General features: G+C 73.3%; 18 protein-coding genes. 9 read left to right on the plus strand and 9 right to left on the minus strand.

Annotated elements, in window-relative coordinates:
- Nucleotides 1–34 precede the first annotated feature (34 nt).
- Both AYO52_RS06555 and AYO52_RS06560 read left to right on the plus strand, forming a co-directional pair.
- Nucleotides 35–1,153, plus strand: a complete 1,119-nt coding sequence (locus tag AYO52_RS06555; RefSeq protein ID WP_240341214.1) for a septum formation family protein — start codon at nucleotides 35–37, stop codon at nucleotides 1,151–1,153.
- Entirely contained in the window at nucleotides 1,150–1,500 is a 351-nt protein-coding gene (locus tag AYO52_RS06560) for a metallopeptidase family protein (protein ID WP_067714854.1), read from the plus strand. The genes AYO52_RS06555 and AYO52_RS06560 overlap by 4 nt, the downstream gene beginning before the upstream one ends.
- A gap of 43 nt (nucleotides 1,501–1,543) precedes the next feature.
- On the opposite strand, the gene AYO52_RS06565 is transcribed toward AYO52_RS06560, so the two are convergent.
- The 3 genes from AYO52_RS06565 to AYO52_RS06575 are packed head-to-tail and all read right to left on the minus strand — an operon-like array spanning nucleotide 1,544 to nucleotide 3,665.
- Nucleotides 1,544–2,176: a histidine phosphatase family protein gene (locus AYO52_RS06565; protein WP_067714856.1), complete on the minus strand. Its 633-nt coding sequence runs from the start codon at nucleotides 2,174–2,176 to the stop codon at nucleotides 1,544–1,546.
- Nucleotides 2,173–3,105, minus strand: coding sequence for a prephenate dehydratase (pheA, locus tag AYO52_RS06570; protein WP_067714859.1), 933 nt, complete (start codon nucleotides 3,103–3,105; stop codon nucleotides 2,173–2,175). Before pheA ends, AYO52_RS06565 begins: the two co-directional genes overlap by 4 nt.
- Nucleotides 3,106–3,125: 20 nt before the next feature.
- Nucleotides 3,126–3,665, minus strand: coding sequence for a hypothetical protein (locus AYO52_RS06575; protein WP_067714862.1), 540 nt, complete (start codon nucleotides 3,663–3,665; stop codon nucleotides 3,126–3,128).
- A 67-nt stretch (nucleotides 3,666–3,732) separates the two neighbouring features.
- On the opposite strand from AYO52_RS06575, the gene AYO52_RS06580 reads away from it, so the two are divergent.
- The 3 genes from AYO52_RS06580 (at nucleotide 3,733) to AYO52_RS06590 (ending at nucleotide 6,963) form a co-directional block, all read left to right on the plus strand.
- Nucleotides 3,733–4,425 (plus strand): hypothetical protein, encoded by a 693-nt coding sequence (locus tag AYO52_RS06580; RefSeq protein WP_067714865.1) that lies wholly within the window; start codon nucleotides 3,733–3,735, stop codon nucleotides 4,423–4,425.
- Nucleotides 4,406–5,287 (plus strand): CPBP family intramembrane glutamic endopeptidase, encoded by an 882-nt coding sequence (locus AYO52_RS06585; RefSeq protein ID WP_240341213.1) that lies wholly within the window; start codon nucleotides 4,406–4,408, stop codon nucleotides 5,285–5,287. Before AYO52_RS06580 ends, AYO52_RS06585 begins: the two co-directional genes overlap by 20 nt.
- Before the next feature lie 752 nt (nucleotides 5,288–6,039).
- Nucleotides 6,040–6,963, plus strand: a complete 924-nt coding sequence (locus tag AYO52_RS06590; protein WP_253701936.1) for an LCP family protein — start codon at nucleotides 6,040–6,042, stop codon at nucleotides 6,961–6,963.
- 10 nt (nucleotides 6,964–6,973) lie between these two features.
- Here AYO52_RS06590 and AYO52_RS06595 read toward each other — a convergent pair whose 3' ends face one another.
- The 4 genes from AYO52_RS06595 to AYO52_RS06610 form a co-directional block, all read right to left on the minus strand.
- The gene (locus AYO52_RS06595; protein ID WP_067714871.1) at nucleotides 6,974–7,870 is read right to left on the minus strand and encodes a hypothetical protein; all 897 of its coding nucleotides are present in this window, start codon (nucleotides 7,868–7,870) and stop codon (nucleotides 6,974–6,976) included.
- 165 nt (nucleotides 7,871–8,035) lie between these two features.
- A complete protein-coding gene (locus AYO52_RS06600) occupies nucleotides 8,036–8,947 on the minus strand; it encodes a DUF5926 family protein (protein ID WP_371517424.1) in 912 nt (303 codons plus the stop codon).
- Nucleotides 8,948–9,039: 92 nt separating this feature from the next.
- Complete coding sequence (locus tag AYO52_RS06605) at nucleotides 9,040–9,870, minus strand: glycerophosphodiester phosphodiesterase family protein (RefSeq protein WP_067714873.1); 831 nt, start codon at nucleotides 9,868–9,870, stop codon at nucleotides 9,040–9,042.
- A gap of 3 nt (nucleotides 9,871–9,873) precedes the next feature.
- Nucleotides 9,874–10,716, minus strand: a complete 843-nt coding sequence (locus tag AYO52_RS06610) for a DUF4328 domain-containing protein (RefSeq protein WP_253701939.1) — start codon at nucleotides 10,714–10,716, stop codon at nucleotides 9,874–9,876.
- A gap of 60 nt (nucleotides 10,717–10,776) precedes the next feature.
- Here AYO52_RS06610 and AYO52_RS06615 point away from each other — a divergent pair, with 60 nt between their 5' ends.
- Both AYO52_RS06615 and AYO52_RS06620 read left to right on the plus strand, forming a co-directional pair.
- The gene (locus AYO52_RS06615; protein WP_067714876.1) at nucleotides 10,777–11,145 is read left to right on the plus strand and encodes a DUF488 domain-containing protein; all 369 of its coding nucleotides are present in this window, start codon (nucleotides 10,777–10,779) and stop codon (nucleotides 11,143–11,145) included.
- 201 nt (nucleotides 11,146–11,346) lie between these two features.
- Nucleotides 11,347–11,550, plus strand: a complete 204-nt coding sequence (locus tag AYO52_RS06620; RefSeq protein ID WP_007629661.1) for a cold-shock protein — start codon at nucleotides 11,347–11,349, stop codon at nucleotides 11,548–11,550.
- 168 nt (nucleotides 11,551–11,718) lie between these two features.
- Here AYO52_RS06620 and msrA read toward each other — a convergent pair whose 3' ends face one another.
- Nucleotides 11,719–12,396, minus strand: a complete 678-nt coding sequence (gene msrA / locus AYO52_RS06625; protein WP_067714879.1) for a peptide-methionine (S)-S-oxide reductase MsrA — start codon at nucleotides 12,394–12,396, stop codon at nucleotides 11,719–11,721.
- A 74-nt stretch (nucleotides 12,397–12,470) separates the two neighbouring features.
- Here msrA and AYO52_RS06630 point away from each other — a divergent pair, with 74 nt between their 5' ends.
- Nucleotides 12,471–12,674, plus strand: coding sequence for a hypothetical protein (locus AYO52_RS06630; protein ID WP_067714882.1), 204 nt, complete (start codon nucleotides 12,471–12,473; stop codon nucleotides 12,672–12,674).
- A 13-nt stretch (nucleotides 12,675–12,687) separates the two neighbouring features.
- On the opposite strand, the gene AYO52_RS06635 is transcribed toward AYO52_RS06630, so the two are convergent.
- Nucleotides 12,688–13,131, minus strand: coding sequence for an NUDIX domain-containing protein (locus tag AYO52_RS06635; protein ID WP_227022110.1), 444 nt, complete (start codon nucleotides 13,129–13,131; stop codon nucleotides 12,688–12,690).
- A gap of 158 nt (nucleotides 13,132–13,289) precedes the next feature.
- Between AYO52_RS06635 and AYO52_RS06640 the strand changes: the two genes are divergently transcribed.
- Nucleotides 13,290–13,892 (plus strand): superoxide dismutase, encoded by a 603-nt coding sequence (locus AYO52_RS06640; RefSeq protein WP_067714888.1) that lies wholly within the window; start codon nucleotides 13,290–13,292, stop codon nucleotides 13,890–13,892.
- Nucleotides 13,893–13,982: the final 90 nt, after the last annotated feature.

Genomic DNA, 13,982 nt, shown 5'->3' on the forward strand with positions numbered 1-13,982 from the left:
TCGGGACCGCGCGATTGCGGCATCATGGAAGGCGATGACCACTTCCACCCGATCGTCGCGCCGTGGTCGATCGCTGCTCCGCACACGGGGCGCGGTCATGGCCTCCCTCCTCGCCATCCTGTCCGGCGGGGCGGTCACCGGTGCGCTCATGGCGTCGGCGATCAACGATCCCAACTCCTCCCGCGCCGAACGCATCGCGGCGGTCGTCCCGCAGGTCGACCCGCGCACCCTGTCCGGGCCCGCGTACGCCGAAGCCGCGCCGGGCACCTGCCTGACCTGGTCGCTGGACGCCGCGGACCGCGTCACCTCGTTCGACACGGTGGACTGCTCCGAACCGCACCGGTTCGAGGTGGCGGCCCGGATCGACCTGTCGGAGGTCCCCGGTTTCGGGGAGAGTGCGCCGCTGCCGGTCAGTGCCGAGCTGGCGCCGGTGGGGACCGAGCGCTGTCTCCCGCTGATCTCCCGGTACGCCGACGGGCGCGAGGTCGATCCCGGCGGCCGCTTCACCGGGCTCGTCGTGCCGCCCTCCGAAGAGGGCTGGGACAAGGGCGACCGGAGCGTGCTGTGCGGTGTCGCCGCCGCCGAACTCGACGGACGCTCCGCCCTGTCGACGGGCACGTTCGCCCAGGCAGACCAGCACCGCCGATGGGAGCCGGGTACCTGTCTGGGCTTCACCGACGAGGGCCTGCCCGGCGCGACCACGCCCTGTTCGGAGGACCACTCGATCGAGATCGTCGCCGACGTGGACGTCTCCGCCGTGTTCCCGGAGGGGCCGGTCCCGCCGGACCCCCGACAGCAGTCCGAGCTCACGGCCGACGCCTGCCGGGAGGCCGGTGTCGCCTACCTCGGTGACGCCGAGGCACTGCGGCGGACGACCCTCATCTCGACGCTGGTCAACCCGATCACGGAGGTCTCGTGGCAGACGGGTAGCCGGACCGTCAACTGCGGGTTGATGAAGGCCGCGGAGCCCGGCCCGTTCGCGGTACTCCGGGGATCGGCGCGCCAGGGCGTGCTGGTCGACGGAGCCACCCCGGTCGCTCCCACCACCACCCAGATCCCGCCGCCGGGTCAGCCGCCGGGGGGCGTCCCCGGAGCCCCGACCGACACGGGCCAGGGCACGGTGTCGGTACCGGTGCCCGGCGGGACGCCGTGAGCCTCCGCGTCACCGAGACGCGATTCGAGGAACTGGTGGACGACGCGTTGGACTCGGTGCCCGACGCGCTGTTCGAGGCGATGGACAACGTCGTCGTGCTCATCGCCGACCGCCACCCGGACGAGCCCGACCTGCTGGGCCTGTACGAGGGGGTGGCGCTGACCGAGCGTGACACCACCTACTCGGGGTTCCTCCCGGACACCATCACGATCTACCGGGGCGCACTGTGCGCGTTCTGCTCCACCGAGGAGGAGCTGGTCCACGAGGTGGCGGTGACGGTGATCCACGAGATCGCGCACCACTTCGGGATCGACGAGGAGACGCTCCACGCGCTCGGCTGGGGCTGAACTCGATCGGGGCTGAACTCGATCGGGGCTGAGCCCGCCGCCGTCAGTACCCCGGCCGCCCCAAGTGGTCGCCCCACCGATCGCACGCCCAGCCGCCGCCATCCGGCGCGAGCTCGATGACCCCGCAGTTGGGGATCCGGTTGTCCAGCGCCCACTGCGAGGGGACGGCGCCGGCGAACACGGCGAGCATCCGCATGAGCGTGCCGTGCACCACCAACACCACGTCCACGGCGTTGTCGAGATAGGACTCGCGCAGCTCGGTGATCAGCGGCATCGCCCGGTCCTGCACGTCCAGGGCACTCTCGCCGTCGGGGAGCCGGGCGTCGAGGTCGCCGAGTTCCAACCAGTCACGCACCACCCGGTTGTAGGCCAGGAGCGCCTCGGTACCGGTCTGCATCTCGTAGCGGCCGGCCTGCACCTCGTGGACGCCGGGCACGGCCTGGGTGGGCAGGGCCATCTCCCCGGCGATGAGCCCGGCGGTCTCGCGGGCGCGGGCGGCCTCGGAGCTGAGCACGACGGACGGCCTGATCCCCGACCCGGCCAGCTCCCCGCCCACCAGCCGTGCCTGATCGCGGCCGAGGTCGGTGAGCGGCGCGCCGGGCAGGGCGGTGTCGAGGGCGCCGGCGACGTTGGACGGGGTCTGCCCGTGGCGGACCAGGTGGAGGCGGGCGCTCACCCCGCGTCCTCCCCGCGTCGCAGGCGCGCGAGCCAGTCGATCTCCTCGGCGCGGTCCGGTGGGGGCGCACCGGCCTCACCGCCGCCGGCGACGGGCCACGACCCGAGGTAGCGCAGGTCGGCGGTCCGGTGGCGCAGTGCGACGAGCGCCTCCGCCACCGCGGGGTCGTCGATGTGCCCGACGAGGTCCACGTGGAACAGGTAGGTGAACCGCTCGACGCGGGTGGGCCGGGAACCGATGCGGGTGAGATCGATGTCGCGGATCGACAGTTCGGTGAGCGCCTGAACCAGCGAGTTGGGCTCGTGGGGCAGCCCGAAGATCACGCAGGTGCGGTCGCTGCCGGTGCGCGGCGGCGGCGCGGCGGGCCGTCCGACCAGCACGAACCGGGTGCGCGCCCCGCCGATGTCGGCGACGTTCTCGGCGAGCGGGACCAGTCCGTTGATCTCGCCGGCCCGGCCGGGCGCGGCGGTGGCGTCGGCGGTGCCGGCGGCGACCTCCTCGGCGCCGGCGGCGGTGGAGGAGGTCGTCTCGATGTGGGCCCGGGGCAGGTTCGTCCCCACCCAGCGGCGGACCTGCGCGGCGGCGACGGGGTGGGTCCGCAGGACGCGCACGTCGTCGGCGGCGGTGCCGGGCCGGACCAGGATGGAGAACACCACGTCGAGTTCGGTCTCGGCGAAGATCTGCAGCCGGTCCCCCACCGCGAGCGCGTCGCTGGTGGGGTTGACGGTGCCGTCGACGGAGTTCTCGAACGGGACGCACGCGTAGTCGGCGGTGCCGGCGCGGACCATGGCCAACGCCTCGTCGGGGGTGCCGGCGGGGACCGCCTCGGCATCGGCGAGCAGCGCCGAGGTGCGCGCGTCTGCGCGCAGTCGGTGCAGGGCGGCATCGGTGAAGGTGCCGGGCGGGCCCAGGTAGGCGACGGTGACCACGACGACAAGACTAGCCAGCGTCAGGGACCGTCGGCCGACGCGAGGTCCGCCGAGACGGCGTCGACCCGCCCGTCGGGCACGAGGGCGCACGTGACCACGTCGCGGATCGCCTCCCGGGCCGACCTCGACAGGCCCAGGATCCGGGCCGGGTCCGGTCCTGCGAGCGCCGCGCGGACGTCCGCCCCGGTCATGGCGGCCACGGCGCCGGCCAGAATGGCCCACACCTGGTCGGCGTCGGCGCAGCGGGGCACCAGGCCGGAACCGAACCCCACCCCGGAGTGGGCGGCCACGGCGAGCAGGTCCGCGAGGTGGTCGGCGGCGGGCCCGGGGCCGGCCAGCCCGGGGGCCACGTCGACGACCGCGGGGGTTCCCGCGGCGAGCACCCCGGCCACCGCGTCGAGCGCGGGCAGGCCGGTGGCGGCCGCGGGTTCCACCTCGACCGGGGCGGGCGCCGACCACCGCGCCAGGGCCGACACCATCGACGCCTCGTCCACCACGAGGTCGTCCAGCAGATCCGGCCCGGAGGGACCGCGACCGAGCAGTTCGAGCGACACCGTCATGGCCTCAGGTCTACACCCCGCGCGATGACCTCAGGACCACACCCCGCACGTTGCTACGCTCTCCCCGATGGGTACCGACGACTCCCCCGTGCCCGAGTACGCGGCCGACTACACCCCCGCACCGGACGACGCCCCGGACGCCTCCCACCTCACGCCCGAGGAGAAGCGCGGGCCGCGCACCGTCCACGTGGCACTGGGGTTGCTGGCCGCGTTGCTCGTCGCCGCCGTGGCCACGAACCCCGCATCGGTGCTGCCCCGCGACTCGACCCTGGCCGGCACCTACTACGTCGACGAGGGCTCCGGGCTCGAGTTGCAGGTGCCGGTCGGCTGGCGTGTGATCGACGACCCGGAGTTCGGCAGCGTGCAGCTGCGGCCGGTCGGCACCGGTCGGGCCCTGGACACCCGCATCCTCGCCGGGCCCCTGGAATCCGGGATCGCCGCCGCCGCGATCACCGATGACCAGGGGGCCGCCACCGCGCTCGCGGAGACCATCCAGTTGTACGTCCTGGGCGTGTCCGGGACCCGTGACGAACAACGGATGGCCCCCGTGGACAACGAGGCGGGGACGGGCGCCGCGATCTCCTACGTGGTGGTCCCGGACGGCATCCCCGACCAGGACTCCGGCGGCCTGGTCTACACCGCTGTCTTCGGTTCCGAGGACAGCCGGTGGTGGGTGGCGTACGTGACCACCGCGCAGCAGTCCGCTCCCGGCGTCCGGTGGATGGACCGGATCGTCGACCATGTCCGGCTCCCCGAGTGACCGCGTGGCGGTGAGCGGGTCGATGCCACCGGCTTCCGGCGCGGGACGGGTCCGCGCGGCTCTCTCGCCCCGCGAGGCGTTCGCCCGGTATGCGGCTCGGTTCGACCCGGTGACCGACCCCCGTGTCCGCCGGCTGCTGGTGGCCGAGCTCGTCGTCGTCCTGGCCGTCACCTTCGGCCTGTCCGGCGCCTACGCCGTCCTCGACCTGGTCTCCGCGCTTCTCGCACCGGCGGACCTCGGGGAGCAGACCGCCGCCCTCAACGTCTCACGCTCGGAACATCCGTGGCTCGACCTGGCCTACCAGGCGCTCGGGGTCCTGCGACTGCTGGCGTGGGCGCTGCTGCCGCTGGTGCTGCTCGCGCATTCCGGGCTCGGCGCACGGGCCGTCGGGCTGGTGCGCGACCGTCCGGGCCGTCAGATCGCGTGGGGGCTCGCGCTGACCGCCGTCATCGGCGTCCCCGGGCTGGCGTTGTACCTCGGCGCGGTCGCCGCCGGCGTTAATCTGCAGGTGTCGGCATCGGGCCTGGGCGAGACGTGGTGGCGACCCGTCGTGCTGGTGCTGTCCGCCGCCGGCAACGGCGCCGCCGAGGAGATCCTCGTGGTGGGGTACCTGCTCATCCGGCTGCGCCAGCTGGGGGTGCCGCCCGCACTGGCCCTGGCGGCCAGCGCCCTGCTGCGCGGGTCGTACCACCTCTACCAGGGGTTCGGCGGCGGGCTCGGGAACCTGGCGATGGGTGTGGTGTTCGCGTTGTGGTGGATGCGGACCCGCCGGCTGTGGCCGCTCGTGCTGGCGCACACGCTGCTCGACGTGGTCGCGTTCCTCGGCTACGCGCTGCTCGCCCCGCACCTGTCGTGGCTGTGACCGCCCGACTCGTCGCTGTGACCGCCCGGCCGCCGCTCCGCGCCCACCACCGCTTCAGGTGCGCTGCCCGAATGGTCCATTCGGGCAGCGCACCGGGCCGGATTGCGCACATAGGGGCAGCACACCCCGGCGCAGCGGGGCGGCCCCCGCGGTTGTGACGCGTGTCCCGCCGGGGCCGTGGGACCCGCCGACCGCGGCACCGGGCAAGTAGAGTCCGATCCCATGACCGACGACTCCAGGCGCCGGCACCTCACCCCGGAGGAGGCCGCCGAGCTCCGGCGACGCGCGCGCGAACGCCGTGGCTACGCCGACCCCGGCGCGCCGCGGGACCCGTCGGCCAGGCCCGACCGGGGCGATCGGGGCGCCCGGCGGGACCCTCGAGACGCGGGCCGTGAGCGTCCGGTGGGTCGCACCGGCTATCAGCCACGCCAGCAACCGGAGCCGCTGTCCCCGGAGGAGCGGGCCCGCTACGCCGCCCGGGACCGCCGCGACCCGCGCGCCGGACGCGACCCCCGCGACCCGCGCGCCGGGCGCGACCCCCGCGACCCGCGCGCCGGGCGCGACGCCCGCNCGACCCACGGCAGCCCGCCGGTGCCCGGGCCGGCTCGCGCGACCCCTACCGGGGGGCCGTCGACCGCCGCGGCCGGCGACCCGACCGTCGCCCCCCGCGCGGAGCGGCGGGGACGCCGCGCGGCCCCCGCAGCCGCCGCACCCCGCGGCGCCGGATCGGGCCCCTGCGGATCCTCGGACTGGTGCTGGTCGTCGTGCTCACGCTCGGGGTGGTCAGCGTGCTGTGGGCGGACTCGAAACTGCAGCGGATCGACGCGCTGACCGACTACCCGGGTCGAGGCGGCAACACGCCCGGCACCGTCACCCTGTTGGTGGGCACCGACTCCCGCGAGGGATTGACCGCCGAGCAGCAGGCCCAGTTGTCGACCGGGTCCGAGTCGGACGCCGGCGGCAAGCGCACCGACACGATGATGCTCGTCTACACCCCCCGCGGCGGGGACCGGACGATGCTCATCTCCCTACCCCGTGACCTGCTGGTCGACATCCCCGGTTACGGCGAGAACAAGCTCAACGCGGCCTACACCTTCGGCGGCCCACCCCTGTTGGCGCAGACCCTGGAGCAGCAGTCCGGGGTGCGGATCGACCACTACGCGGAGATCGGGTTCGGTGGCTTCGCCGGGATCGTCGACGCGGTCGGCGGCGTGGACATCTGCATCGACGAGCCGATCAGCGACCCGCTCGCCGGACTCGACCTCGCCGCCGGGTGCCAGACGCTCGCCGGCCCGCAGGCGCTGGGCTTCGTGCGCACCCGCTACGGCTTCGCCGAGCAGGACCTGCAGCGCGTCCGCAACCAGCGACAGTTCCTCGGCGCACTCATGCGCAAGACGCTCTCGCCCGGGAACCTGCTCAATCCGTTCACGGCCGTTCCCCTGGTGAACTCGGCGTCGGAGGCGGTCACCGTGGACACCGGCGACCACATCTGGAACCTCGCCATGGTGATGCGTCGACTCAGCGGTGACCCGCTCACCGTGACCGCACCCCACGACGGGATGGCCTCCGGCTCGGTGGGCTCCTACCTCGTGTGGGGTCCCACGACGACCGGGTTCTTCGACGCGGTGGCCTCCGGGCGGACCCCGGGACCGGAGTTCCTCGACACCGGGCCGTGAGCGGCGGAGCTCAGCCGGCCGGGGTGATGGAGACGATCCCCCACGTGCCGCCGGGGTTCTCGGCCACGCGGACGCGCTGCCGGATCAGCACCGGGTCGGCCCCCGGCGGGTACTCGGTGAGGTCCACCTCCAGCAGGGTCGGTGACAGTTCGCGTACGTCCACGCAGTGAGTGGTGCCCTCGGGGACCCGCTCGACCCCCTCGACGCGCAGCTGCTCCTCGGTCATCCGGCTGGAGGGGGCGACCGCCTCGAAGGCCTTCTCGGCCGAACGCTCCACGTAGTAGGCGTGATCGAAGGCCAGCACGGCCCCTGCCGGCGTCTCGAGCGAGCCCGGCCCGGACCCCACCACCCGGCCGGGTTCGGACACCTCCACGCACCCGGTGTCCCTCTCGTCCGCAGGGCTGACGGCCCCGCGGGTGACGACGAACCCGAGGACCGCGGACCCACCCAGCACCGCGACCCCGGCGGCCGCCAGCAGGGCGATCCGTGCCGGGCGGCGATCGAGCACCGCGGGGGCCGGCGGCGGTTCGTCATCGGGCCGGCCCCGGTCCGCGGGCGGGGCCCCGAGCGAGAGGGTGGACAGGTCGTCCGCCTCGCGCCGGGTGCTCCCGCTGCCAGCCGGTCCCGCAGGGGAGCGCGGCTCCCCCGCCGTCGGGGCGTGTGCATCGCCGCCGGCGGCGCCGAGGGTGATGCGGGTGGGGGGCGGGGCATCGGCGGACGGTTCGGGCTCACCTGACCCGGCCCGCCCGGTACCCGGGCCACCGGCCTCACCGGCCGACCGGCCCGCGGCGGGGACGCCGGGCATCGCGTGATCGGGGGTCGGCCCGGTCCGCAACCACGGCGGAACCGTCACCTCCGGGAGCCGGGGGGCCTCGTCGTCGTCGCCCGCCCTCGGCCGGTCGGCCACGCCGCCCCACCCCCTCACTCCACCCCGCGTCGACTCATCGCGTGACGGGTCATCGCGTCACGGGCGACCGCGGTCGCCATCGGAGTGGATCCTAGAGGTCGGCGCGCCCGGCCGGGGGTTCATACCGCGGGTGCCGGGCGCGTGGTGCTCGCGGGGAGCCGCCGTCTAGCGCAGGGTCACCTGACGTGCGCGCAGACCGTCGCGGGAGGACCGCTCGTCCGAGGTGAGGGGAGTGTCGTCGGCCAGGGCGTCACGCAGCGCGGCGTCGAGCGCCTGCAGACCCGGCGCCCATTCCTGGTGGTGCATCTCGCGGTCCAGGTCGAACACCGGCACCAGGACCCCGTGCGTGCGGAACGACCCGGCGAAGCGGGACCCCTCCCCCAGATGGAGCGCACCGGCGGCGTGCACGCGGGCGAGGGCCTCGAACAGGTCGTCCTCGTTCTCCGGCCGCACCCAGCGGATGTGTGCCTTCTCGCCGGCGTCGACCCACCAGGCGGCCTCGATGCCGTCCGCGGAGACGCGCGCCGAGGGCATCATGACCTCGTTGGCGTTGCGGATGGCCTGCTCGATCTCGGGCCCCACGTCCACGCCGTCGGCGACCCACCACGAGAAGTCGTCGTGGACGACGATCTCCAGCGGCGCATCGGCGACCACGACGTCGGCCAGTGCCGGGGTGGAGTCGGTCGGGTGCGACGAGGTGAGGGTCTCCCCGCCACCGGCGCGGGTCGCCCAGTCCACCGCGTAGGCCAGATCGACGGCGGGGTCCGGCCCGTGGACCTGCACCTGCAGGCCGACCATGGCCTGGCCGCCGAGCTCCTCGTCGCGGACCAGGCCCGCGATGGCGCCGGGCAGCACGGTCGCCAGCGTGACCTCCCGCCCACCGTCGACCGTGGTGAGGCGCGCGGTGGCCGACGGCACGAACTCGCGCATCGCCACCATGTCGCATTCCCCGGCGAACCCGGCGAACGGCCGCGGCTCGACGCTCAGTTCCTCACGCTCGGCCGCGCGCGCGGCGATCTTGGCCTGGCGGTTGCCGCCGGCCTTGGGCTCGTTGTTCCGATTGCGTCTACCCACGATCACCACGATACGGTGCGCCCCCGCCGACCGCCCGCGTAGGCGTCGGACTCGAACCCGGACTCGGGCCCGGGCCCGGCCGGCCCGCCCGCGCGTCAGGCTCCCGCGGGCCCCTCGGTCCGGGGCGCGCCGCCGTCGAGGACGGTCAGTGCGCGCGAGGGGACGTTGGTGCCGACCCAGTCCACGCCGAGGTCGCGGCACAGCAGCAGGTCGGCGGGGTCGTCGACGGTCCAGCAGTAGGTACCCACCCCCCGCGACCACCAGTACTCGACCAGCCACGGCCGCGCCCGCAGCGTCCCGATGCTCGGCCCCATCAGCTGGGCACCGAACCCCTCGGCCGGCCACGACTTGACGATGTTCCGACGCTCGCGCAGCTGCACCGTCGGCACGTCCGGGGCGAGCCGCCGGAAACGCCGCACGGCCGCGACCGAGAAGCTCATCATCACCGCGCGGGAGTCGGCGAACGACGTGGCCCGGTCGAGGCCGAAGTACGTCAGCTCGTCGCGCAACGCCGTCTCGACCCGGCCGCCGGACGGCACCGGGTGCTTGGTCTCGAGGAACAACCGGACGTCCGGGTACGCCTCGGCCATGACGAGGAAGCTGCGCAGCGTGAGCACCGTTTCGGGGGCGCGGTGCACGGGGTGCCACGACCCCACGTCGAGCGCGGAGATCTGATCGAGGGTGCTGGCGTGGACCCAGAGATCCCTGTCGGCGACGCGGGTGGTGCGGGGGTCGTGGAGCAGGACGGGCACGCCGTCGGAGGTGAGGCGGACGTCCACCTCGAGCGCTTCGGCGCCCTGCTCGAGGGCCTGCTGGTAGGCGACCCGGGTGAGTTCGGGGAATTCCGCGGAGGCGCCGCGGTGTGCGACGACCCCGCTGCGGGTGGAGACGGGCGAGGGCAGGTGGGTGGTCGTGGGGACCGTCACGTCTCAATCCTTCCGGGTTGCTGACGCTTCCAGGATCCCCGCCGCGATGAACCTGCGGGTGAACCGCGGGGAAGGGTCACTGAAACTCCTCATGACGCCCCGGGTCTCGCGGACCGCCCACGCCGCGGCGAGCGCGGCGAGGGCTGTGAGTAGCACGGTGTCCGCGGCGGCCTGTGGGCCCTCCCCGCTACCGCGCCACAGGGCGACCGTCACCGCCAGGACGTTGACGGCCCAGGCCGCCCACCACCGCCGGAGGTCCGAGCGGGACGGGGCGCGGGTCGACGCCCGGCGTAGTTCCTCGAGGTAGACGGGCAGGCGGAAGAAGTTGACGACGACGAGGAGGGCACCCACCCACAGGCCCGCCCGTGACCGGGGGTCCCGAACCGGTGCGTACGCCCGTCGCCGCATCTCCACCAGCCAGGCCGTCGCCGTGACGGCTGCGGCGATGCCCACGGCGATCGCGACGATCCCCGTCACCCAGACCAGGGCGGTGGTGAGGGCCTCGAGCCACCACGGCGCGAGCCGGTCGGCGTACCAGACCAGGGCGGCGTAGCGCAGCCCGTGGGCCACTGCGGTGGCGAGAAACCAGGCGCCGGCCGCCCGCATGATCCCGGGGGCGGCGGTGGCGAGCCGGGCGGGTGTCGGTCCTGCCGGCTGCTCGAGGCGGCGCGGGATCGCGACCGGCGGCAGTCCCCACCGCGGGGTGCCGGGGTAGGACGGGGTGCGGTCGCGCCACGCAGGCCCGGTGCGGTGCCGCGGGACGGGGGGCCGTGTCACGGGCGTCGGGGGTCGCCACGGCGGGTGCGCGACCCAGCGCCACTGCCCCTGCCGCCGCGGTGTGGTCATGGCGACCATGCTGGCACAGCCCGGGTGGCGTCGGACGGCGGTGTGCCGGAGCCTGGGCCCATGTCCGTGAACTGCGTGCGAGTGCACGACCTCGTCTCGGGAGAGGCCGACCCAGCGGGGGCCCACGTCGTCCTCGTGGACCGGCTGTGGCCGCGGGGCGTACGCAAGGACTCCCTCGGTCACGACGAATGGTGCCGGGACGTGGCTCCGTCCGCCGACCTGCGCCGCGGGTTCCACCGCGGTGAACTGGACTTCGAGCACTTCGCGGAGAAGTACCGGGAGGAGTTGTCACGCGAGCCCGCCGCCGGGGAAGTGGGCCGCCTGGCGACGCTGGCGGCCCGCGACGACCTGGTGTTGGCCTATGCGGCGAGGGACACCGAGCACAACCACGCTCACGTTCTGGCGGACGAGATCAGGCGGTCCATGTAGCCGTCGTCACATCAGGGGTGACGGATCGCGACGGCGTGTGTATGGTCTTCCTCAGTAGTTGAAATCGTTCGTTGTATTTCTGTAGATCCACCGTCCTTGAGAGAGGGCAGTGCGGCACCGCAGGGAAACACACAGCACGCTCTCTGCTGCAGCACCTGGTTCCCCGACAAGCGGGGCACCGACTCTCGAAAGGACGCCAATATGGCTACCGGCACCGTTAAGTGGTTCAACGCTGACAAGGGCTTCGGCTTCATCGCCCCCGACGACGGCTCGGCCGACGTCTTCGCCCACTTCTCCGCCATCCAGGGCTCGGGCTACCGCTCGCTCGAGGAGAACCAGCAGGTCTCCTTCGACGTCGCGCAGGGCGCCAAGGGCCTGCAGGCGGAGAACATCACCCCGATGTGATCTGACGTCAGAGCGATCTGACGTCCTTCGGAATTAACGAGAGGGCCCGGCAGGAGAGATCCTGCCGGGCCCTTTCGCATGTCCGATGCGCCTGGCCCCTCGGTCCGGCCATCCGCTCCCGCGCCCGGCCAGGCGCGGGAGCGCCCGACCAGACGCGGGAGCCCCCGGTCAGACGGGGCAGGCGACGCCGCTGCGGACGTGGCAGTCGTAGCCGCCCGGGTTCTTGACCAGATACTGCTGGTGGTAGTCCTCGGCGTAGTAGAAGGTGCCGGACCGGACCTCCCCCAGCTCGTCGATCTCGGTGGTCAGCGGGCCGTAACCGGCCGCGTCGAGCTCCTTCTGGTACCCCTCGGCGATGCGACGGGCCGCCTCCAGCTGCTCCGGCGTGGTGGTGAAGACGGCCGAGCGGTACTGCGTGCCCATGTCGTTGCCCTGACGCATCCCCTGCGTGGGGTCGTGCCACTCGAAGAACGTGGCCAGCAGCTTCTCCACCGGCAGTACCTCGGGGTCGAAGACCACCAGCACGGCCTCGGTGTGGCCGCTCGCCCCGGTGCAGGTCTCCTCGTAGGTGGGGTTCGGCGTCCACCCGCCGGCGTACCCGGCGGCGGTGGTCCAGACGCCGTCGAGCTGCCAGAGCACCTTCTCCGCACCCCAGAAACAACCCATGCCGAGCACGATCGTCTCGTGCCCCTCCGGGAACGGCGGGACCATCGGGTTTCCGGTGACGATGTTCGCCGGCGCCACCGGCACCGGGTCGGCGCGGCCCGGGAGCGCCGCCTCGGCGTCGACGACCGTGGTCGCGGTACGCATGGCGGAGTGTCTGATCGCGTCTTGTAGCCAGCCCATGCCGCCAGGGTAACCCTCCGGCCCGTTCGTGATCCGGACGTGATGTGACCAATGCCATAGTCGGCGCTAGGGTGGTGACCAGTTCGACCGAGGGGGAGCTCGACGTGACCGCTACACAGCCCGCCGCGCAGCGCCTGCGCGCCATCCTCGACGGCGAGCCGCCGCAGCCCTTCGAGGGGTCCGGCTGCAGCGATCACGTCCGTCGCCGCAACCTCCACGTGAGTGTCGCCGTCGCCCTGGCGCTCCTGCTCGTGCTCGTCGTCCTCCTGGTGATCTGACCAGGGACGGTCATCACGTCAGACAGTCTCGGGCGACGCGCACCAGCAGCGGGGCCCACGGCGCACAGGCGTCCTCCGGCAGCGTCGCGATGTGGGCCATTTCCGCGGCCGCCACCCAGCGCAACTCCGCTATCTCGGCCCGGTGCTGCTGCCCGCCGTCCACCTCGGCGGCGAAGACCTCGGAGACCAGGGAGAAGCCGGGCTCGTTGGCGGTCGCGGTGTCGAACCGCCCCAGGGGGGTGAGCCGATCGGGGGCGATGGCCACCCCCAGCTCCTCGTCGATCTCCCGGGCGGCGCACGCCCGGGGCGACTCCCCGGCCTCCCACTTCCCGCCGGGCAACATGAACCGGTCGGTGCCCGCCTTGCGGACGGTCGCCACCGCACCGTCGGGTCGGGTGAGCACGACGGCCGACACGGAGATGATGCCGCCGGCCGGGGCCGTATCAGAGTGATCCACGACCCCGATCATGGCAGGCCATCGGCTCGGCTGGCAGCCCGCGGTCGCGCAGCACGACGCACCGGTGGACGGATCACTATGGTGGAGGTGGACGTCGTGACGGGCGCCACGGGGACTCCCGTGCGCAGCCCGCCACCCAACTGAAAGGACACTCCACTATGGCCGAGTACGTTCTTCCCGATCTCGACTACGACTACGGCGCTCTCGAGCCGCACATCTCCGGCGAGATCATGGAGCTGCACCACTCCAAGCACCACGCGACCTACGTCAAGGGCGCGAACGACGCCATCGAGCAGCTCGCCGAGGCCCGCGAGGACGGCAGCATCGCCGCCAAGGCCCCGCTGCTGAGCAAGAACCTGGCCTTCCACCTCGGTGGCCACACCAACCACTCCGTGTTCTGGAAGAACATGTCGCCGAACGGTGGCGACAAGCCCGAGGGCGAGCTGGCCGCCGCGATCGACGCCGAGTTCGGATCGTTCGACAAGTTCCAGGCCCACTTCAACGCCGCCGCCACGACCCTGCAGGGGTCGGGCTGGTCCGTCCTGGGCTGGGACCACATCGGGCAGCGCCTGATCATCCAGCAGCTCACCGACCAGCAGGGCAACATCTCGATCAACATCACCCCGCTGCTCATGCTGGACATGTGGGAGCACGCCTTCTACCTGCAGTACAAGAACGTCAAGCCGGACTACGTCAAGGCCTGGTGGAACGTCATCAACTGGGCGGACGTGGCCGAGCGCTACGCCGCCGCCAAGGGCTGACCGACAGGTCACGCGCCACACGGCTCAGCAGAGCTCGCAGCGGCCCGGGCGGGGATCTCCCCGCCCGGGCCGCTGCCCGTCGGTCGGCGC

The organism is Dietzia sp. 111N12-1, assembly GCF_001658045.1.
Taxonomy (GTDB): domain Bacteria; phylum Actinomycetota; class Actinomycetes; order Mycobacteriales; family Mycobacteriaceae; genus Dietzia; species Dietzia kunjamensis.